This window comes from Phocaeicola intestinalis (assembly GCF_014837065.1).
Classification (GTDB): domain Bacteria; phylum Bacteroidota; class Bacteroidia; order Bacteroidales; family Bacteroidaceae; genus Phocaeicola; species Phocaeicola intestinalis.
Window position 1 is genome coordinate 1 of sequence record NZ_JACSPP010000067.1, and the last position, 21,615, is coordinate 21,615.

A 21,615-nucleotide genomic window follows, 5' to 3' on the forward strand; every position below is an offset into this window, starting at 1 on the left:
CACCGACTTTACATTCTTGGGTGTAAAACTGGGTGTTTGTTTTGCAATCTGCTGATTTTCAGCGTTTGTTGCGGAGAAACAGGGATTCGAACCCTGGGAACAGTTACCCGTTCACCGCATTTCGAGTGCGGCCCGATCGACCACTCCGGCATCTCTCCAAAATAAAAAGCGCTTTCTGAAAAAAATCATGAAAGCGCTTCTGTTCAGCGGAGAGACAGGGATTCGAACCCCGGGTACCTCGCGGTACAACGGTTTTCAAGACCGCCGCAATCGACCACTCTGCCACCTCTCCTTAAACTGTAGGGTAAGTGCTTCTGGTTTTCAAAAGCGTTGCAAAGGTACGGATTATTTTTGAATATGCAAGCGTTCGGGCAAAAAAAGTATGAGAAAGGGGGAGTTTTACTAAGATTTGTCTATCTTTGCCCTCATTATCAAACTTAATGAACGGAATTATGAATAAGGCTATTATTACTGTTGTAGGAAAAGATTCGGTAGGCATTATTGCCAAAGTATGTTCGTATCTTGCAGAAAACAATATCAACATTCTGGATATATCGCAGACTATCGTGCAGGAGTTCTTCAATATGATGATGATTGTGGATATGGCGCGTATTGCAAAACCGTTTGAGCAGGTGGTTAATGAACTGACTGAAGTAGGACAAGCGCTAGGCGTGCAGGTGAAATGTCAGCGTGAAGAGATTTTCGATAAAATGCATCGGATTTAAAAAAAGGCTGGCTTATGATTAATATATCAGAGGTTCTGGAAACCAACAAGATGATTGAAAAAGAAAATCTGGATGTGCGTACCATTACAATGGGTATCAATCTGTTGGAGTGTGCAGATAGCAACGTGGATATTCTTTGTCAGAAGATTTATGAAAAGGTAACCCGGCTTGCCAAAGACTTGGTAAAGACAGGAGAAGACATATCGAAAGAATACGGGATTCCTATCGTGAACAAACGTATCTCGGTTACGCCGATTTCATTGGTGGGTGGGGCAGCTTGCCAGACTACTGCCGATTATGTAAAGGTTGCACGTACGCTAGACCGTGCAGCAGAGGAATTGGGGGTGAATTTCATCGGTGGCTATTCGGCTATCGTCTCTAAAGGGATGACACGAAGTGATGAATTGCTGATTCGTTCTATCCCTGAAGCCTTGGCCTGCACCGAACGTATCTGCAGCTCGGTGAATGTAGGTTCCACTAAGACGGGTATCAATATGGATGCAGTGCGTCTGATGGGGGATATTATCAAGGAAACGGCTCGGCTTACTGCAGAGCGTGATTCACTGGGCTGTGCCAAGCTGGTGGTATTATGCAATGCTCCCGATGATAATCCGTTTATGGCAGGTGCATTTCACGGCGTTTCGGAAGACGATGCCATTATCAATGTGGGCGTAAGCGGTCCTGGAGTAGTGAAGTATGTACTCGAACAGATTCGGGATGCCGATTTCGAAGTGTTGTGCGAAACTATCAAGCGTACAGCGTTCAAGATTACCCGTGTAGGACAGCTGGTGGCTCAGGAAGCCTCGCGCAGGTTGGGGATACCCTTTGGCATTATTGACTTGTCATTAGCTCCTACGCCGGCAGTAGGCGATAGTGTAGCGGATATTTTGAAGGAAATCGGACTGGAACACCCGGGAGCACCGGGAACTACGGCGGCATTGGCTTTGCTGAACGACCAGGTAAAAAAAGGAGGTGTAATGGCTTCTTCGTATGTAGGAGGTCTGAGTGGTGCTTTTATTCCGGTGAGCGAAGACCAAGGGATGATTGATGCGGTAGAAGCAGGGGCACTGACTATCGAGAAACTGGAAGCGATGACTTGCGTATGTTCGGTAGGATTGGACATGATTGCTATTCCGGGCGATACGCCGGCTACTACTATTTCGGGTATTATAGCCGATGAGTCGGCTATTGGTATGGTGAACCAGAAGACTACGGCGGTGCGTATCATTCCGGTAGAAGGAAAGAAAGTGGGCGAAACGGTAGAGTTTGGTGGTTTGTTGGGATATGCTCCTGTTATGCCGGTCAACCGTTTCAGCTGTGAGGCTTTTGTGAACCGGGGAGGACGCATCCCTGCACCGATACATAGCTTTAAGAACTAAGCAGAAGTATGGCAGTTGATTTAGACGGACTGAACGAGAGCCAGCGGGAAGCGGTGCTCTATATCGACGGGCCTTCGCAGGTGATAGCAGGGGCAGGTTCGGGTAAGACGCGTGTATTGACATATAAGATTGCTTATCTGATGGACCAGGGTTATGAGCCTTGGTCTATCCTGGCTCTGACTTTTACCAATAAGGCGGCCCGGGAAATGAAGGAACGCATTGCACGACAGGTAGGAGAGGAGAAGGCACGTTATCTGTGGATGGGGACATTCCATTCCATCTTTTCCCGTATCCTGCGTGCCGAGGCAGAACGGTTGGGCTTTTCATCTGATTTTACGGTATATGATGCGGCTGACTCGAAAAGCTTATTGAAAACCATCATTAAGGAAATGGGGCTGGATGACAAGACTTACCGTCCGGGACTGGTACAGAGCCGCATCAGCCAGGCAAAGAACCAGTTGGTATTGCCTGTGGCGTATGCGTCAAATGCTGAATGTTATCAAAGTGATGTGGAGGCAAAAGTGCCTGCCATACGTGATATTTACCTTCGTTATTGGGAGCGGTGCCGGCAAAGCGATGCCATGGATTTCGATGACTTGCTGCTTTATACCTACTTGCTGTTCGAACAACATGCTGATGTGCGCGAGAAATATGCCTCACGCTTCCGTTTTGTATTGGTAGATGAGTATCAGGACACTAATTACGCCCAGCACCGCATCGTGTGGCAGCTCACCGAGAAATACCGCAAGGTATGTGTCGTGGGAGACGATGCACAGAGCATTTATTCGTTCCGTGGAGCCAATATCGATAATATCCTTCATTTCAGACAGACTTACCAGGAAGCGCGGCTTTTCAAGCTGGAGCAGAATTACCGTTCTACACAGACCATTGTGAAAGCCGCCAACAGCTTGATAGCGAAAAACCGCGCGCAGATACACAAAGAGGTGTTTTCGGAGAAAGACAAGGGCGAACCTATTCCGGTGTTCAAAGCTTATAGTGACGTGGAGGAAGGAGAAATCGTTGCAGGTACGATAACCCGGATGGTGGCGAGAGACGGATACGGATATGATGATTTTGCCGTTCTGTACCGCACCAATGCACAGAGCCGTATTTTCGAAGAATCGTTACGTAAGCGAGGGCTTCCTTACCGTATTTATGGTGGATTGTCTTTCTATCAGCGGAAAGAGATTAAGGATGTGACGGCTTATTTCCGCTTGGCGGTGAACCCTCATGATGAAGAAGCGTTCAAGCGGATTATCAATTATCCGGCAAGGGGTATCGGCGATACGACGCTGAATAAAATTACAAGTGCGGCTACGCAACACAATGTCAGTCTGTGGACGGTACTGAACGAGCCTTTGGCGTATGGTCTGTCATTGACGAAGAGTACAGTTGCCAGATTGCAGGGGTTCCGCGACCTGATAGCCGGATTTGCTTCGGATGTGGCAAGCAAAAATGCCTACGGCTTGGGGCAGGACATTGTCAGGCGTTCGGGGATTGTTGCCGATGTGTACCGGGACCGGTCGCCCGAAAATCTGAGCCGGCAGGAGAATATAGAAGAGTTGATCAACGGTATGCATGACTTTTGTGCCAGCCGTGAGGAGGAAGGGAACAGCCGTGTGTCGCTTTCGGATTATCTGCAGGAAATATCCTTGCTGACCGACCTGGATAGCGAAGAGGGTGAAGGTGCCAAAGTAACACTGATGACCATTCATTCGGCCAAGGGGCTGGAGTTTAAGAATGTGTTTGTAGTTGGGCTTGAAGAAAACCTGTTCCCCAGTCCGATGGTGTCTGGAAATTTAAAGCAGCTTGAAGAAGAACGGCGCTTGTTCTATGTAGCGATTACACGTGCCGAGGAGCATTGCTTCTTGTCTTATGCCAAGTCGCGCTTCCGGTATGGGAAAACAGAGTTTAGCAGTCCCAGCCGTTTCTTGGGTGACATTGATGCGCGTTATCTGAAATTGCCCGAAGAGGACGCTGCCTTTTCACGTACTACGCAGAACGAGCGTGCCAGCCGATTGGCTCCAGAAGCTTCGTCGGGCATTTCCCGTCCGAAAGTTGCAATGGAGAAGCCTCGTGTAGTCTCTGTGGCAAGTCCGCGTAATCTGCGTAAGCTTTCCCCAGATGCTCCGGATACGGCAGGTCCGGCACTTGGAGCAGGTCTGTCGGTTGGTCAGATGATTGAACACCAGCGTTTTGGTATCGGTAAGGTAGTGAAAGTAGAAGGCACGGGCGACAATTGCAAGGCGACCGTAGAGTTCCGGCATGCCGGTGTGAAGCAGCTTTTGTTGAAGTTCGCCCGTTTTAAAGTAATAGAATAATGTTTTTCACTACAGGCGAATTTAAAAAATAAAATGAATATCCGCATTTTGCCCAATAAGGAGTTAAAAGGAATTATTTCAGGGAGTTAAAATGATTTAGAAGCCAATACTTTAGCATCGATTCTGTAGAGACGATGTGCACATCGTCTCTACTACGTGGCATATACAAAATGCACATACCGCATGAAGTATAACTCCTGCCGAAGGCATAACTCCTTCTAACTCCCTTTTAGAAGCTGTTTTGAATTTATCGTGCGATGATTTGGGATGAGTTTTTGAGGCATTTTCGCTTCTGTGATGAGGAAGATAGCGGGCTATCTGACGAAGAACAGGAGCGAAAAAGACCAAAAAATCGCCCAAAGCACACACGAAAACGTATACATCAAGACAAGAAAAACTTTTTGGAGAAATTCAAAACAGCTTCTTATACCATGGGTATTTTGCGGAATTCAAAAAAATAAAAATAATCTGTGTTGAGAAAAAGCGAAACAGTAGTAGTATGTTAGATGTAACTAAAGTTCCTTCTCCGTGTTATGTAATGGAAGAAGATTTGCTCAGGAAAAACCTGGGGGTGATAAAGTCGGTAGCCGACCGGGCTGGGGTAGAAATTATCCTTGCGTTTAAAGCATTTGCGATGTGGAAATCGTTCCCGATATTCCGCGAGTACATCAGCCATACGACGGCAAGTTCGGTGTACGAGGCACGTCTGGCTTTCGAAGAGTTCGGAAGTCGGGCGCACACCTATTCGCCGGCTTACACCGAAGCTAATTTCCCAGAGTTTCTGAAATATAGCAGCCATATCACATTCAATTCACTTTCGCAGTTCGAACGTTTCTATCCGATGGTTAAGGCTTATCCTGAACCGGTTTCTTGTGGTATACGTGTCAATCCGGAGTATTCGGAGGTGGAAGTGGAACTATATAACCCTTGTGCGCCGGGCACACGTTTCGGAGTGACGGCAGACTTGCTTCCCGAACGTTTGCCCGAAGGCATTGAGGGTTTTCATTGCCATTGCCATTGCGAGTCCAGTTCGTACGAGCTGGAACGTACGCTGAAGCATATCGAAGAAAAGTTTTCGCGCTGGTTCCCGCAGCTGAAATGGCTGAATTTGGGAGGTGGGCATCTGATGACCCGTAAGGACTATGATGTAGAGCATCTGATTGGATTGCTGAAGGGGTTGAAGGCACGTTATCCGCATTTGCAGATTATTCTGGAGCCTGGCTCTGCCTTTGCCTGGCAGACGGGACCGCTGGTGGCTTCGGTGGTGGATGTGGTAGAGAGCCGGGGAATCCGTACGGCGATTCTCGATGTAAGCTTTACGTGCCACATGCCCGATTGTCTGGAGATGCCTTACCAGCCGGCGGTGCGTGGGGCAGAGTCGCTTCCCGCCGATGCGGTCAAGACGGCAGGTCCCGAAGCCCACGTGTATCGTCTGGGTGGGAACAGTTGCCTGAGTGGCGACTATATGGGAAGCTGGAAGTTCGACCATGAAGTGCAGGTGGGCGAACGGATTGTGTTCGAGGACATGATTCATTACACGATGGTGAAGACGAATATGTTCAACGGTATTCACCATCCGTCTATTGCCCTGTATCATAGCAATGGTGAACTGGAAGTATATCGTACCTTCGGTTATGAAGATTACCGTGACCGGATGTGTTGAGAAACTGTTTTGAATTTATCGTATATAAAAGCCTCCTCAAACGAACATAAGTGAACCGTCTGACTCACTTATGTTAAACGCCTAAGTTACTTATGTTAAACGGGCAAGTTACTTATGTTCGTTTGCTGAGCCTCTTTTGCCCGTTTTTCCGGATAGTATCATAGCCAGACGCAGGAGGTTGCGGAAGCCCGCGGATATAGGTGCGTCGGCAAACGCATATAGGTCCATCCGCTGTAAGATTATTAATCTTCAGGCTGCAAGATTATTAATCTTACAAGCGGAAGATTATTAATCTTACACCAGACGAAGTTTTCTGCATCGGGAGAAGAAGATAACGACAACCTTTTGAGAAACTGTTTTGAATTTCTTCAAAAAGTTTTTTCTCCGTCTTGATGTATTCGTTTTCGTGTGTGCTTTGGGCGAAGTATAAGATGCCGTTTAAAGTATAACAAAAAAGAGGTTCCGTAACGTGCGGAACCTCTTTTTTGTTAGAGTGTGCAATCTGCTTTTACCTTTTTATCCTATGAAAACTACTATTTATATTGTTAATTTTGTGCCAAGTCTACGGCATAGTTGGCGCGCTTGCCCGACGGATAGACACCGGTCATGAACAATACCTGGTCGGGCGACTGGGAAGCCGCTTTCATCACGTCTTCCAAATCCTGTACGGTACGAAGTTGTTTGCCGTTGGCTTTCAGAATGATGAATCCTTTGCGGATACCGCTGTCTGCCATACGTCCGTCGCTTACACCTGTTACCTGTACACCATATCCTAAGTTGAGCTGGCGTTTCAGTTCGGCAGGCACTTCGCGGAAGGCTGCTCCCAGCAGTTCCATGTCGGCTTTCTTCACTACTTTCGTATTACCTTGAGCGTTCTTCAGAGTGATGGTGAATTCCTGGTCTTTCTTGTCGCGGAATACTTTCACTTTCACCTTGTCTCCCGGACGTTTCTTGACAAGGATGCCTTGCAGAGAAGCCATGGTTTCTACCTTCTCACCATCTATGGCAATGATGACATCGTTTACTTTCAAGATGCCGGCAGCCGAGCCTTCTTCTTGTACTTCTACAACTTGTACACCATATCCGATGCCCAGTTCTTTCTGCTCCTTACGGATTTCTTCCGGAAATTCTTCTCTACCCATATCGCGTCCTCCGATGCCCAACAAAGCACGCTGTACGGTTCCGTATTGCTTCAGGTCGGTCACCACCTTGGTCATGATGCTGGTAGGTATGGCGAAGCCGTAGCCCGAATAAGCTCCGGTGGGAGAAACCAGCATGGCGTTGATACCCACTAACTCGCCTTTTGCATTCACCAGTGCACCACCACTGTTTCCTTTGTTGATGGCGGCATCGGTCTGAATGAATGATTCTACCTGATTGGCACCTAATCCACGTGCCTTGGCACTTACGACACCCGCCGTTACGGTAGAGCCCAAATTGAAAGGATTACCTACGGCAAGCACCCATTCGCCTACCTTCAAGGCATCCGAGTCGCCTACCGGAATGGCAGGAAAATCATCGCCTTCTATCTTCACCAAAGCCAGGTCGGTAGTAGCATCGGTACCGATAACCCGTCCTTTCATTTCCCGTCCGTCGTGCAGCTTGACCGAAATCTCGTCGGCATCATCAATCACGTGATTGTTCGTCACGATGTATCCGTCTTTCGAGATAATAACGCCCGAACCGAAACCCTTTTGTTCGGGAGTCTGGACCTGCTGCTGGCGTCCGCGGCCGTCACCGAAAAAGAAATCGAAAATATCCGGTTGGGTCTGTATTACCTTCGTCTTACTCCGCTGGATAGCCATGATGTGTACTACAGAGTTCAGTGAACTTTCGGCAGCTTGTGTCAGGTCGACGGGCTGCATTTTCGATGTATCGAATGCAGCATATTTAGCTGGAGTAGCCGTTTGGAACTCTTCGTAGAAAGAAGCGTTCTTTGTATCTTTAGACTGGAGGATGGCATACGAAGTCACTCCTGCCACTCCTGCGCTTACAGCAATCAGTGCGACTGCTCCTAATGCGAACTTAGTTGTCTTTTTCATATCTATAACTGGTTTAAATTGTTAATTTCGTTATTGCTTTAACATTTCATCTGCTAAAGTAGAACAAATATTATGCGGTTGTACTCCTTGTGTGTTCTTTTTTCTCTCTTTTAACAAAGCAAGACAGCTCCTTAACCGCGCTTAACGGGGATAACTGACAAATTTGCATTCATTATCAGTCACTTTTGCAGTCGCAAAAGATATTTCTCGTAAAAATGGCAGGAGGAATGCATTTATTGCGTACCTTTGCAGTCAGAAAGCAGTCGGACGGTCTGTCGCTGGTGTTTCGGCACAAGAGGAAAGTCCGGGCAACGCAGAGCATCCTACTTCCTAACAGAAAGCTATCCGCGAGGGTAGAGTAATGCAGAAGAAAATAACCGCCGCTCCTACCCGGAGAGGTAAGGGTGAGAAGGTAGGGTAAGAGCCTACCAGCCGCGTGGTGACACGCGGGCTGTGCATCTTAGGAGTTGTAAGGTCGTGTAAACCGGCATTAACGAGGGTTGCTCGCCCCACGTCGGAGGGTAGACCGCTAGAGCCTTTTGGTGACAAAGGGCGTAGATAAATGACAGACACCTTGTATTATATAAGGAACAGAACCCGGCTTACAGGCCGGCTGCTTTTTTTAAATTAAGAATGAAGAATTAAGAATGAAGAATTTAACTTCGTCCGCATGGCATTGGCTTACGCCGAACGCTGTTTCTTCATTCTTTATTCTTCATTCTTCATTTAATAACTATGAGACTGCAATATTGGCTTCAATTCTTGACAGACGGCATCTGGAGAATCACCGAAGATGAGGTAACTCCAGTGAGGAAGCGCCTGTATTCGTGTGTGAAAATCATTTACCTTTCGATAGAGCAGTTCTTGAACGACCGCATTCCGGTGCGTGCTTCGGCACTGACGTATAGCACATTGCTGTCTATCATCCCCATCCTTGCCTTGCTGTTCGCCATTGCCCGCGGCTTCGGTTTCGATGCATTGATGGAGCAGCAAATCAAAAGCGGTGTGATGAGCCAGCAGAGCGAGCTGGTGTTTTCGTGGGTCAATTCTTACCTGCAACACGCGCAGAGCGGCATCTTCATCGGCGTGGGCCTGATTATGTTGCTGTTTACCATCCTGATGCTGATAGACAATATCGAGCGCAGTTTCAACGCCATCTGGCAGGTAAAGCGTCCCCGCACGGTGTTCCGCCAGATAACCGATTATTTTTCGATGCTGCTACTGCTTCCGTTGCTCATCGTTATCTCCAGCGGTCTGACCATCGTGATGACCACGTACGTAAAGGATTTGGAAACCTTCCTTCTGCTGGGACCGATGCTGAAGTTCCTGGTGCGTCTCGTCCCGTATGCCTTAACGTGGGGGATGTTCATCGCGCTATACGTGTTCATGCCCAACACGAAAGTGAAGCTAAGCCATGCCTGGTTTCCGGGGATACTGGCAGGTAGCGCCTTTCAGGCTTTCCAGTATTTCTACGTCAACAGCCAGATATGGATTTCGAACTACAATGCCATCTACGGAAGCTTTGCCGCCATCCCGATGTTCCTGTTATGGACACAGGTGTCATGGACCATCTGCCTGTTCGGTGCCGAGATGAGCTATGTCAGCCAGAACCTTTCTTCGTTCAGCTTCGGGAAAGAAACGGCGCATATCAGCCGGCGCTACCACGATTTCTTCTGTGCCATCGTGCTCTCCGCTATCTGCAAGCGGTTCGAGCACGAGCAGCAGCCCTATACGGCAGAAGAGCTGAGCAAAGAGCATAAGATTCCCATCCGGTTGACAAAGAATATCCTCTACGAGCTGACCGATGTCCGTCTGGTTTACGAAACTTCTGATGACGATAAAGAAGGAAACATCCGTTACTTGCCCGGAATGGACATCAACCGCCTGACCGTAGGTGTGCTGATAGAGCGGCTGGACAGTGCCGGCGCCGAAAACTTCAAGATAGACAAGGAGGACTATTCGGCTTCGTGGCATGTCCTGATTGAGGCAAAGCAGGCGTACCTGTACCAAAACGGGCGCATTCTGGTGAAGGATTTGTAGAAATAAAAAAACCTTTGATTGCCGCTTTCAAAGGCAGGCGGTGTTTACCTTTTTGCAGGACTAAAAATATTCTTGAAGATAATTTTATGCAAGCACGTCAATTAAAATACGAAAAATAAGCGATGCTATTGTTTTTTCATTATTTTTGCAGACAGATAGAGGCAACTCTTATCCAGACAAACAAGACAATATTAGAATATTAAGAGGCGTTATGCTCATCTCTTGCGAATGAAAACCTGAGAAATTTTCAAAACGTGTACAAGGATAGCATAGTGGTTCTCACGCTATAGCGTGGGCTGCTATTACTACATCTGTACACAAGGGTTTTCTCAGGACCTTCATTCAAAGACGTGGTAGCATTGCAGTTCACGTTTCGTGGTTTAATAATGGTCCTTGCGAGCTGGGAGGATGTTTGTTTATAATCAGTAATGAAGTCTATCGGTATTTTAATCAAAGAAGAATTAGAAAAGCAAGAGCGCAGTGTCAGCTGGTTTGCCCGTAAATTGTCTTGCGACCGTTCGAATGTCTACCGTTTGTTTCAGAAAGAAAGCATTGATACGCATTTGCTTGCCCGTATATCGCTTATCTTGAACCGTGATTTTTTCTCTGATTTATCTACAGATATACATTTATCTGATTTGTCTGATTCAGAAGGAAATACAGATTATCCTTGAATTTTGTTGCAATATTCGCATCACAACTGTGTTAATCCTGCATCGCTCGTTTGCCATTCGTATTTTATATTTGCTTTACCTTTGTCAAAGTAATTTAAAACATAAAAGAATATGAAAGCAATGAAGTATTTGTCAATGGTGTTACTCATGTTTGTAACGAGTGTTTGTATGTTTAGTTGTAGTGATGACGATGAGCCGACTGCAGATTCTTTAGTAGGAACACGTTGGTCATACACTGAATTATATTCAGATGGTAGTGTAGAACAAGTTTTTACTTTTTTTGATGAAGGAAGTGCTAGTTTGGTTATTTCAGTTAGAAATGCAGGAGGTATTGTTATAGAAACAGAAACAATAAATTATGAGTACCGACGTTCTGAAGATTTAGTCATATTTACTGCGGTGCAAGCAGGTAAAGCTAATATGGAGGGTATAATATCTTCAAATATCAAAATGGATGTGACTAATAAATCTACCAATACTTTTGTAGGAACCTTTTATAAACAATAGAGGTAATTGTGTCAGTAGGGATTATAGATAGCAGGTGTGTCCAAGCAAATATTAATAGTTTTTTTGGACACACCCATTTTCACTATCGGATAGTAAATAGGGAAGATTTCTGTATTGGTTGAATTAAAACGTTGTTTGGCTTTTTATAAAATTCATTATGCGGATATTAACGTGGATAGGCTTCTTCTGCTGTTTATTTCTATACAGTTGTAGTGATAATGAAAGAGATAATGGATTCTTGTCATTAACTCGGACTTCAATAACCTTCGACTGGACGGGAGAAAAGAGGGAAATGTTGGAAGTGGTCGCTAATGAAGAATGGAACATGACTTCTATTCCCGACTGGCTGACTCTGAATATAAAAGAAAACGGTGGGAGTACGTCACTCTATTTTACGGCAGAACGGAATGAAACGGATTTCGGTAGAAGCTGTACCATTATATTCTTTACCCAAAGCCAAGAACAGGTTCTTTCTATTACCCAGTCAGCCCAATCACGTTTAGTTTTTTCCGGTGAAAAGGAATATCGTTTAGGCTTTGCAGAGGCAAAACTAAAAGTAGATGTGGAAGCTAACGTTCGCTATGACGTAAAAGTTTCGGCAGGTTGGCTTATGCTTGAAGACGAGGGAAGCATCAATGATGATTTGACATCAATAGGAAAGGCATCGATTCTTGGGGGCATGGGAGATTCGCTCACGCTTAAAGTAGCGGAAAACACTTCTCGCGAATCCCGTACTGCTCAAGTTGTTATCAGCAACGAAACATACAGTCTTTCCGATACGCTTACTGTCATTCAGGCAGGCAATCCTAATCCAACAGAATATTATGTGGACGGCTCTTATATTCAAATAAAGCAAGCGACCAAAGGAGATGGAGTCAATTTGTTTTTAATGGGAGACGGGTTTACGAAAGAATATCTTGCCGTAGGAGGGCGATATGAAGAGTACATGAAGCAAGCCGCCGATTACTTCTTTTCCATAGAGCCATACAATTCTTATCAGGAATATTTCAATGTATATGCGATTATGGCAGAGTCGGAAGGAGAAGGGATAAAGGGAGAAAACGGCAACAGGGTCTCTACGAAATTTCAATGCGAATATGGGAGCGGTACGGCTATTACCTGTAATGACGATATCTGTTTTGAGTATGCACAAAAGGTAAAAGAAGCAGGCACAGAACCCATGACCCTTATTGTGGTGTTGAATAGTGAAAAATATGCCGGCACTACTTATCTTTATTCAGATGGCAATTCGATTGCCTTATGTCCGATGAGCCGGGAAGCACGTCCGAATGATTTCGAAGGTGTGGTTCATCATGAAGCAGGCGGACATGGCTTTGGATTTTTGTGTGATGAGTATGTGTATTATCAGCGTGAAATGCCTGAAAGCCGCAAAGAGGATATACGTGCTTGGCAAGCATTAGGATTCCAAATGAATTTAGACTTTACAGACAATTTGACCGAAATTCTTTGGAAAGATTTCATAGGTGATAAATATAAAGATGTAGGTGCTTTTGAAGGAGGTTATGAATACCGGTACGGAGTTTGGCGTCCGGAAGAAAATAGTTGCATGAACAATAACATCCCTTATTTTAATGTACAAAGCCGCCGGGCGATTGTACAAAGGATTATGAATTTAGGTGGAGAACAATTCGTCTTGGATAATTTTATAGCCAATGACAATGTCAGTCTGCCGGAGGAAGACATATCTCGTGTGGCACATCAACCTATTTCTCCTTTAGGTACACCAGTATGGAACTGGTGTAAGCAGTAAAAAAGGAAATCACCTCTTTCTCTTTCGATGAAAATGCCGGTTTGACATTAAAACTCAAGCTGCATTTCTTATTTGGAAGTAAGCATAAAAGAGAAATTCCAATTCGATGTTTATAAGGAGCAGTATGATTGGACGAATTAAAAGGCTTATGCCGGAATGAAAATTAACTGTATAGTCTTGATAGGTTAGTACTGCTGCTTGGGAATTTTGAAGTGAGATGGTTGTATCAGTTGGAATATTCGGATATAAAATGTAGTATCATAAAACAAGAAACTCCGGCTGCGCCATCCTTTGTTCGGACGATGCAGCCGGAGTTCTTTCTCTTATGGTTTAGCTTGCTTACTTCACCTGATGCCAGCAGGGTGACATGATGAAGGTAAATTCATAATCGCCGTAGGGCAGGCGGTATTTCTCCAGCGGGAGGGCACCCCAGCTGTTGACACATCCCAAGCCCATCTGCGCCTTGTCGATACACAGGTTGGTCATGCCGGCTTTGTCCAGTTCGCCCGAGTGGCGTTGGATTTTCACCCAGCCTTCATCAAGGTCTTCGATGCGGTAGGGCAGAGCCGATGCCGAGAAGGGAGCTTCGGATACGAACATCAGTCCGTTGCCCGCTTTGTTGATGACCTGCCACCAGCGGAGATCGGTCTTGTTTCCGCTTTCCTGCGGACGGATGTACGGATAATACTGGTCGTCTACCTGCTGGCGGTATACACCCAGCGGCGTAGAATGGTTGCGGTCGGAATAGTTTTCCCACGGACCTCTGCCGTAGAACGAAATGGTTTCGAACTGGCGGGGCATCATCAGGTTCATGCCGAAGCGGAACATGTCTGATACCTTTGCGTTCGGGTCGGCTTTCATTGCCTGTACCACTTTTATCGCACCCTTGTTATTGATGAGGTAAGTGAGCGAGAGAGTCGCCGAAACGGCTTTCAGTTCATAGTCGGCACTGACTTTCACCATATCGTTTTCCATTTCACTCTTCAGCGAGGTAAGGCGGATGCCGGGGTTCTTCCATGCCACATATTTCTGTTGTAGTCCGGCTCCGAAATCGTTGTCGGTCGGTGCACGCCAGAAGTTGGGTGCCAGTGCGGTGCCCGGTTCGAGATAGCTTACGCCTTCTACTTCATAGACGGTGAGGTATCCGGTGTATTTGTTGAATTCGATATCGAAGTTTTCGCCTTTCACTACCAGGTAATTGCTGTTGGTAGCATCGATTTCCGGCACGATGATGTCCTGGTTGCTTTCTTTTACATTGGCAAACTCCAGTGCCGGTGCTTCGTAGGCTTTCAGAGTCAGCTGGTCGTAGGCTACGGTATGACCGGCGGGCAACATGCCTTCGGCGTTTTTCAATACGTATTTCACGTTCAGCAACCATTCGCCTTCGGTACCGATGGTTCCATAATCCAGTGTCACGTCTTTAGTCTGGTGAGGAGCTATGCTGAGGCTTTCTACTGAGCCTGTGCGTACAATACGTCCGTCGTGGAGCAATTCCCATTCCGTGCGGTATGCCGAAAGGTCGCGGAAGAAGTATTCGTTATACACCTTTACAATGCCTTTTTGTGCATCGGCAAGGGTGGTCCAAATGTCCTGATAGAAGTAGCGCACTTCGTAGGCGTGCGGGTTGGGCACACGGTCGGGGCTTATCAGACCATTGTCGCAGAAGTTGATGTCGCTGGCATCAAAGCGGTTGAAGTCACCTCCGTAGGCATAAATAGTCCGTCCGTTCTTTCCGGTCCAGCGACACGACTGGTCTACAAAGTCCCAGATAAATCCGCCCTGGTATTTGGGATATTTGCGTACCAGGTCCCAGTATTCATTGAATCCACCTTCCGAGTTGCCCATGGCGTGTGCATATTCGCACTGGATGAGTGGTTTCTGCTTGCTGTTGTCTTCGCAATAGGCGATACATCCCTTGTAGTCGTAATACATCGGGCAGAAGATGTCGGTCTTTCCGTCTTGGCGGGCTTGTTCGTACTGCACGGCACGGCTGGGGTCTTCTGCCTTCACCCAGTCGTAGGCAGCTTCGAAGTTGGGTCCGTATCCGGCTTCGTTCCCGAGCGACCAGAAGATGATGCTGGGATGGTTGAACGAGCGTTGCACGTTGCGCTGGTTGCGTTCCATGTGCGCTTTGGCATACGAAGCGTTTTTTGCCAAAGTCTTGTCACCGTATCCCATACCGTGCGATTCGATGTTGGCTTCGGCTACCATATAGAGTCCGTAGCGGTCGCACAATTCATACCAATATGCATCATCGGGATAGTGGCAGGTACGTACGGCATTGATGTTAAGCTCTTTCATGCGCAATACGTCTTGAAGCATACGTTCGCGCGATACATAGTAACCGCCATCGGGATCCATTTCGTGACGGTTGGCACCTTTAAACAATACCGGCTGGCCATTGACCAGTATCTGTGCGTTCTTCAGTTCGATTTTGCGGAAACCTACGTTTACCGGAATCACTTCAGCACCCGAAGCACCTTCCATCTGTGCATAGAGTGTATAAAGATAAGGAGTCTCGGCGGTCCACTTGTGCGGGTTTTCAACGCTCATCGTTACCGTTTCCCCTTTGGTCGAAGCCGAAGCCACTTCCTTTCCTTCGGCGTCTTTCAGGGTCAGCAGCACGTTGCCACTTCCTTTCAGCTGTACATCAACGGCAAGTGTACCGTTTTTGTACCCGGCATCCAGATCGGGGGTGACGCGGATGTCTTCGATGCGTTTCTTGTTGCGTGCATACAGATAGCAGTGGCGTGCCACTCCGGTGTAGCGGAAGAAATCCTGGTCTTCCAGGTACGACCCGTCGCACCAGCGGAATACCTGGAACGCGATTACGTTTTTCTGCCCCGGTTTCAGGTAAGCGGTCAGGTCGAACTCAGCTTCCAGCTTGCTGTCCTCGCTATATCCTACGAATTTCCCGTTTACCCAAAGGTACATGTTCGAGCTGACGGCACCGAAGTGTGCGATAATGTCTTTCCCTTTCCACGAAGCCGGAACGGTGATTTCCCGGCGGTAAGAGCCTACATGGTTCTTTTCGGTGGGTACGTAGGGAGGATTGCTTTCGTATTGGTTCCGCCAGGCAAAGCCGGTGTTTACATAGATGGGGTCTCCGTATCCGTTCAGTTCCCATACGCCGGGTACTTGTATGTCATCCCATCCCTTGTCGTTGTATCCGGTTTTCCAGAAATCGGTAGGGCGCTGGTCGGCATTTGCCACCCAAAAGAATTTCCAAGTGCCATCCAGGCTCATATAGTTCTGCGATTGCGTTTTCCCATTTCCGATAGCTTCTGCCGACTCGTATGCGAAATAGTCGGTATGCATCGGCGCACGGTTGATGGCGTTTATTTCCGGGTCTTGCCACTCTTTGAATGTCTGGGCGTTCCCGGCAAGAAGAGAGATGCCCAATAATCCCAATGCAAATGTTTTTCTCATGCTTTCAATTTAAAGTGTTAATGTTATGTTCGTGTTTCTTTTATCCCACCAGCTGCATCATGCGGCTCAGGTATTTGCCGATGATGTCAAACTCCAGATTTACCACGCTTCCTATGTGCAGCGTGTGGAAATTAGTATGTTCGAAGGTATAAGGGATGATCGCTACTTGGAACGAGTCTTGCATCGGGTTACATACGGTCAGACTCACCCCGTTGACGGTTACCGAGCCTTTGTCTACGGTAAAGTATCCGCGTTTCGCCATTTCGGGCTGGAAATCATACTTGAACGTGAAATACCAGCTTCCGTCGGCATCGTCAATAGCCGTGCATACAGCTGTCTGGTCTACATGTCCCTGCACGATATGCCCGTCCAGCCTGCCGTTCATCAGCATGCTCCGTTCTACGTTCACTTCATCGCCTTCTTTCAGCAGCCCGATATTCGAGCGTTCGATGGTTTCTTTCATGGCGGTAACGGTGTACGTATTGTTTTCGATGTGAACCACGGTGAGGCACACACCGTTGTGCGACACGCTTTGGTCTATTTTCAGTTCATTTACAAACGAACACGTCAAGGTCAGATGCAGGTTTTCCTGTTCTTTGACTATCTTGACTACTTTGGCACATTCTTCTACTATTCCTGAGAACATAGATATTGAGTTTTGAGTTTTTGAGTTTTGAGTTTTTGAGTTTTTGAGTTTTTGAGTTCTTAAGTTTTTGAGTTCTTAAGTTTTTGAGTTCTTGAGTTCTTGAGTTCTTGAGTTATGCTTTCGGTATGGGTTTGCTCCATACGGTTACTCCTTCCGAGTCGATTACCGATATGGTACCTCCGGCATATTCTTCGATGTAGCTCCCGCCTTTGGCGAGTATGTCTTCTGCCATGTGGATGGCTTTCTCTTCGGTTTTGATAGAAAATCCCTTGTTGTCGCTCGAACTTTGGTCCGAGAAATAAATGTCATACGTTTTCATTTCGTTCAACTATATTAATTATGGTAATGCAAATATATACAGGCTACGGTTAGCAACCAAAAAATCGAAGCGTTTTTTCTTGTGGAAATGTTCTGCTCTGCCTGCACTTATTTGTATTGGCACGCGAAAGTATCTGCATCGGCAGGTGCAACTATATGCGTGGCATGATGCAACCGGTTTCCGTGACTGGCGTGACAAACGAAATAAAGTTAAATATTTGCTTGGTTCTGTTATCCGAAGCAGAATAATGTGTTTCTTTGTACCTCATAATCGTTTAGTAAAGTTATGAATACAAAAAGAACACTTATAGGGGCATTGGTCGTATTGATGGCTTTGGGCTTGTCCAGTTTTAAACAGGAAGACGACCGTAATTTCCAAATAGCGAAGAATCTGGATATATTCAATGCTATTTTCAAGGAACTTGATTTGTTTTATGTCGATACCCTTAATCCGGAGAAAGTGATTCAGAACGGGGTAAACGGCATGTTGGCACTTACCGACCCTTATACGGAATATTATCCCGAAGAAGAAGTGAGCAGCTTGAAGGAGATGATTACCGGAAAGTATGGAGGTATCGGTGCGGCTATCCGGTATTACAAGAAGAAAGACCGTATTGCCGTGATAGAGCCGATAGAGGGTATGCCGGCTGCAGAGGCAGGAGTAAAGGCGGGCGACATTATCCTATCAGTAGGAGGGAAGGACATGGTTCGTGGTGATTTGAAACCTCAAGAGTTTTCGGAGAAAGTAAGTGAGGCTTTACGTGGCGAACCGGGTACATCGTTTATCCTGAAAGTACTCCGTCCGTTGAAAAACGACAGCACGGTGATGGAATTTAAGATTACCCGTAAGAATATCCGGAACAATCCGGTGCCTTATTACGGTATGGTGCACGATAGTATCGGTTATCTGGCACTCAGTGGCTTTACCGACAACTGTGCCAAGGATGTAAAAAAAGCATTCATTGAACTGAAAGATAAAGGAGCAAAGGCATTGATTCTCGATTTGCGTGACAATGGGGGAGGATCGTTGCAGGAAGCGGTAGACATTGTCAATTTTTTTATACCTAAAGGCAAGGAGATAGTCGTAACCAAAGGTAAGATCCGTCAGGCTGCAGGGTCTTTTAAGACCGCGAATGAACCGATTGATACGGGAATGCCTCTGGCTGTATTGGTTAATGGCAACACCGCTTCGGCTTCTGAAATCTTGAGTGGCTCGATGCAGGATTTAGACCGTGCAGTTATCATTGGCACCCGTACGTATGGGAAGGGATTGGTTCAGACCACTCGTCAGCTTCCGTATAATGGGACACTGAAGGTGACTACTTCGAAGTATTATATTCCCAGCGGGCGTTGCATTCAGGCAATAGATTATGCGAAGAAGAATGCTGATGGTTCGGTGGCACGTATCCCCGACAGTCTGACCCATGTGTTTTATACAGCTGCCGGTCGTGAAGTGCGTGATGGGGGAGGCATACGTCCCGACATAGAAGTGAAGGGTGATAAGTTCCCTAATATTCTTTTCTATTTGCTGAATGATGATTTGATATTTGACTATGCTACCCAGTATTGCCTGACTCATCCGGCATTGGTCTCTGTAGATTCGTTGCAGATTACAGATGAGGATTATGGCGATTTTAAAAAACTGGTAAAGGATGCCAACTTCACTTATGACCGCCAGAGCGAACAAATGCTGAAAACCTTGAAAGAAGTAGCCGAATTTGAAGGGTATATGGAAGGCGCGGCCGAAGAGTTTAAGGCATTGGAACAGAAACTGAACCATAACTTGGATCGTGACCTGGATTATTTTTCCGGACCGATAAAAGAACAGATAGCCGAAGAAGTAGCAACCCGATATTTCTTTGAACGGGGTGCGGCGATGCAGCGTTTGAAAGACGATGCCGACTTGAAGAAAGCGATTGAAGTGCTGACGTCTCCTGCGGAATACCGCAAGATTCTTTCAGTGCCGGAAGCAAAAACAGAATCGGATGCGCACACGGCGTCACAAAAATGATTTTGCAAAATATTTTTATGGAAGTATATGGTAAATAGAGAAAAGTTTCCTATTTTTGTGGAGTAAATAACTAGTCCTAAAATCAGTAGAAAAGTAAATCATTATGGAAAACGAAAATAATAACAATCCGGAACAATTGCAGATAGAGCTGAAAGAAGAAGTGGCTCAAGGTACGTATGCCAATTTGGCTATTATCACTCATTCTACATCTGAATTTATACTTGATTTTGTACGTATCATGCCGGGACTTCCTAAGGCCGGCGTACAGTCGCGTATAGTGATGACTCCTGAAAATGCCAAACGCCTGATGTTTGCTTTGCAGGATAATATCGTAAAATACGAAAAGAATTTCGGACCGATTCAGATGCCAGAGCAGCAGCGCAATGCCAAAACCTTTGTACCCCCTTTGAGTGATTTCAAAGGTGAAGCATAAGAAGCACTTAGAACTAGATATAAATCCGACTGGAATCGGTGCAGGCCTGAATGGGTTTGCCCGATTTGCAGTCGGTCTTTTTTTTGATGTTGTTTTTCTTGTGAGAAGTTTCAGTATATTTTTTAGGGAATAAGAAGCTGTTTTGAATTTATCGTGCGATGATTTGGGATGAGTTTTTGAGGCATTTCCGCTTCTGTGATGAGGAAGATAGCGGGCTATCTGACGAAGAACAGGAGCGAAAAGGACCAAAAAATCGCCCAAAGCACACACGAAAACGGATACATCAAGCCAAGAAAAACTTTTTGGAGAAATTCAAAACAGCTTCTAATAGTTCCATGGATGCGCCATCCCGGCGTATCCACGGATTTTTTTAGTGTATAACCTATCTAGAAAATTAATGAAAAGCCTTATTCCCAGATTCCTTCCGATGTCATTTGTATACGTCTGATGGTACCGTCTTCGTTATAGTACAGACGGTCGATACAGATGGCCCGTCGGAAACCGCAGCCGTCTGTATTAATACTCCCGTTGTGGTAGATGAAATAGGATTTCCCCTTGAATTCAATGATAGCCTGATGGTTGGTATTCGAATTACCAGCTATTTCGTTCAGGATGCCTTTGTATTCCCATGGACCGTTAATGTTGCGGCTCATGGCATAGCAGATTTTTTCAGGAAACTCGGATGCAAACGACAGGTAATACCAGCCGTTATGTTTGTGTATCCAAGGCGCTTCGGTGAAACGGGGCAACTGTATGGGCATAATCGGACCGTCCAGTTCTGTCATGTTTTCTTTCAGCTTGGCATAATAGCATTGGGTATTTCCCCAAAACAAATATGCCTGTCCGTCATCATCAATGAATACAGTAGGGTCTATGTCGTCCCATCGGATGGAGGTATATTCAGTTGTCATGTCATTGGTAATAAGTGCCGAACCACGTGCATCTTTAAATGGACCGATAGGAGAGTCGGAAACGGCTACTCCGATAGATTTGCCGGGAATAGTGGCATGTTCTACGGTCACATACCAGTAGAATTTTCCGTTGCGTTCGATTACCTGGCTTGCCCATGCTTCTCCTTTCGCCCATTTAAAATCGGTAGCTTTTAATGTATAGGCATGTTCGGTAAAAGTATGCATATCTTCGGTAGAAAGAATGCACCATTCGTTCATCAGGTAGTATTGTTCGGGAGCAGGGCATTCATCGTGTCCGGCATAAATGTATACTTTGCCGTCATAAACCATTGCTGCAGGGTCGCCCAGATATTTATAATTGACTATCGGGTTGCCAGATGCAACAAACGTTGTATCATTGTTACTGGCAAAGGTCGCAAAGCTGCCGGCACATATCATCAAAGTCAGCAGCATCATGGATTGAATACGTGTGTTCATGTTTACTTTTCTTTATTAGATTTGTATGTCATACAAAAATAAGAATGTTCACTTCCAGGAAGGTGGATATTTACCTTTCTTTGGTGGACATTTGTTTTTTGTTGTATAGTTTGGAGGTTTGTTACTTCATTTCAAACGAATAGTGACTTTCAGGTGGTGTTTTGCCATATTAGAAAAAAATGATAATCTTCTTTTTAGTTCCTATGTTTGTAATGTGCTAGCAAAATAGCATAAAGCCAAGAGAATTATTAAATTTGTAAATGAAAGA

The 21,615-nt window shown here is 46.0% G+C and carries 17 protein-coding genes, 2 tRNA genes and 1 other RNA gene; 13 read left to right on the forward strand and 7 right to left on the reverse strand.

Annotated features, from left to right (window positions below; translation table 11 throughout):
- Positions 1–71: 71 nt before the first annotated feature.
- Both H9625_RS15175 and H9625_RS15180 read right to left on the reverse strand, forming a co-directional pair.
- Positions 72–158: transfer RNA gene (locus H9625_RS15175), tRNA-Ser, on the reverse strand.
- 49 nt (positions 159–207) lie between these two features.
- Positions 208–292: transfer RNA gene (locus H9625_RS15180), tRNA-Ser, on the reverse strand.
- A gap of 160 nt (positions 293–452) precedes the next feature.
- Here H9625_RS15180 and H9625_RS15185 point away from each other — a divergent pair.
- The 5 genes from H9625_RS15185 to nspC all read left to right on the forward strand — a co-directional run bounded on the left by H9625_RS15185 (position 453) and on the right by nspC (position 6,088).
- On the forward strand, positions 453–725 hold the full coding sequence (locus tag H9625_RS15185; RefSeq protein ID WP_022039868.1) for an ACT domain-containing protein: 273 nt from the start codon (positions 453–455) through the stop codon (positions 723–725).
- Positions 726–739: 14 nt separating this feature from the next.
- Positions 740–2,104 carry a PFL family protein gene (locus H9625_RS15190; protein ID WP_022039867.1) on the forward strand — a complete coding sequence of 455 codons (1,365 nt, stop codon included), beginning with the start codon at positions 740–742 and terminating at the stop codon, positions 2,102–2,104.
- Positions 2,105–2,112: 8 nt separating this feature from the next.
- Positions 2,113–4,425: an ATP-dependent helicase gene (locus H9625_RS15195; RefSeq protein ID WP_191765163.1), complete on the forward strand. Its 2,313-nt coding sequence runs from the start codon at positions 2,113–2,115 to the stop codon at positions 4,423–4,425.
- 257 nt (positions 4,426–4,682) lie between these two features.
- On the forward strand, positions 4,683–4,886 hold the full coding sequence (locus H9625_RS15200) for a hypothetical protein (RefSeq protein WP_158100021.1): 204 nt from the start codon (positions 4,683–4,685) through the stop codon (positions 4,884–4,886).
- A gap of 38 nt (positions 4,887–4,924) precedes the next feature.
- Positions 4,925–6,088 (forward strand): carboxynorspermidine decarboxylase, encoded by a 1,164-nt coding sequence (nspC, locus tag H9625_RS15205; protein ID WP_087213280.1) that lies wholly within the window; start codon positions 4,925–4,927, stop codon positions 6,086–6,088.
- Positions 6,089–6,633: 545 nt separating this feature from the next.
- Here the strand turns inward: nspC and H9625_RS15210 are convergent.
- Positions 6,634–8,130: a trypsin-like peptidase domain-containing protein gene (locus H9625_RS15210; RefSeq protein ID WP_191765165.1), complete on the reverse strand. Its 1,497-nt coding sequence runs from the start codon at positions 8,128–8,130 to the stop codon at positions 6,634–6,636.
- Positions 8,131–8,389: 259 nt separating this feature from the next.
- Between H9625_RS15210 and rnpB the strand changes: the two genes are divergently transcribed.
- The 5 genes from rnpB (at position 8,390) to H9625_RS15235 (ending at position 13,122) form a co-directional block, all read left to right on the forward strand.
- Positions 8,390–8,751: RNase P RNA component class A (gene rnpB / locus H9625_RS15215), an RNA gene on the forward strand.
- Positions 8,752–8,865: 114 nt separating this feature from the next.
- On the forward strand, positions 8,866–10,170 hold the full coding sequence (locus tag H9625_RS15220) for a YihY/virulence factor BrkB family protein (protein ID WP_191765167.1): 1,305 nt from the start codon (positions 8,866–8,868) through the stop codon (positions 10,168–10,170).
- A 428-nt stretch (positions 10,171–10,598) separates the two neighbouring features.
- Complete coding sequence (locus H9625_RS15225) at positions 10,599–10,844, forward strand: XRE family transcriptional regulator (protein ID WP_191765169.1); 246 nt, start codon at positions 10,599–10,601, stop codon at positions 10,842–10,844.
- A 111-nt stretch (positions 10,845–10,955) separates the two neighbouring features.
- The gene (locus H9625_RS15230; RefSeq protein ID WP_191765177.1) at positions 10,956–11,351 is read left to right on the forward strand and encodes a hypothetical protein; all 396 of its coding nucleotides are present in this window, start codon (positions 10,956–10,958) and stop codon (positions 11,349–11,351) included.
- Positions 11,352–11,508: 157 nt separating this feature from the next.
- Complete coding sequence (locus H9625_RS15235) at positions 11,509–13,122, forward strand: M64 family metallopeptidase (RefSeq protein ID WP_191765171.1); 1,614 nt, start codon at positions 11,509–11,511, stop codon at positions 13,120–13,122.
- Between the two features lie 339 nt (positions 13,123–13,461).
- On the opposite strand, the gene H9625_RS15240 is transcribed toward H9625_RS15235, so the two are convergent.
- The 3 genes from H9625_RS15240 to H9625_RS15250 form a co-directional block, all read right to left on the reverse strand.
- Positions 13,462–16,551, reverse strand: coding sequence for a glycoside hydrolase family 2 TIM barrel-domain containing protein (locus tag H9625_RS15240; RefSeq protein ID WP_191765173.1), 3,090 nt, complete (start codon positions 16,549–16,551; stop codon positions 13,462–13,464).
- Positions 16,552–16,591: 40 nt separating this feature from the next.
- Complete coding sequence (locus H9625_RS15245; RefSeq protein WP_087251476.1) at positions 16,592–17,197, reverse strand: riboflavin synthase; 606 nt, start codon at positions 17,195–17,197, stop codon at positions 16,592–16,594.
- A 112-nt stretch (positions 17,198–17,309) separates the two neighbouring features.
- The gene (locus H9625_RS15250) at positions 17,310–17,516 is read right to left on the reverse strand and encodes a hypothetical protein (RefSeq protein ID WP_013619416.1); all 207 of its coding nucleotides are present in this window, start codon (positions 17,514–17,516) and stop codon (positions 17,310–17,312) included.
- A 285-nt stretch (positions 17,517–17,801) separates the two neighbouring features.
- On the opposite strand from H9625_RS15250, the gene H9625_RS15255 reads away from it, so the two are divergent.
- From H9625_RS15255 to H9625_RS15265, 3 genes are all read left to right on the forward strand, one after another.
- A complete protein-coding gene (locus H9625_RS15255; protein ID WP_087210411.1) occupies positions 17,802–19,526 on the forward strand; it encodes a S41 family peptidase in 1,725 nt (574 codons plus the stop codon).
- A 103-nt stretch (positions 19,527–19,629) separates the two neighbouring features.
- Entirely contained in the window at positions 19,630–19,959 is a 330-nt protein-coding gene (locus H9625_RS15260) for a DUF3467 domain-containing protein (protein WP_022040256.1), read from the forward strand.
- A gap of 158 nt (positions 19,960–20,117) precedes the next feature.
- Positions 20,118–20,333, forward strand: a complete 216-nt coding sequence (locus H9625_RS15265) for a hypothetical protein (RefSeq protein WP_158098082.1) — start codon at positions 20,118–20,120, stop codon at positions 20,331–20,333.
- Positions 20,334–20,366: 33 nt separating this feature from the next.
- Here H9625_RS15265 and H9625_RS15270 read toward each other — a convergent pair whose 3' ends face one another.
- A complete protein-coding gene (locus tag H9625_RS15270; RefSeq protein WP_191765175.1) occupies positions 20,367–21,326 on the reverse strand; it encodes a glycoside hydrolase family 43 protein in 960 nt (319 codons plus the stop codon).
- Between the last annotated feature and the right edge of the window lie 289 nt (positions 21,327–21,615).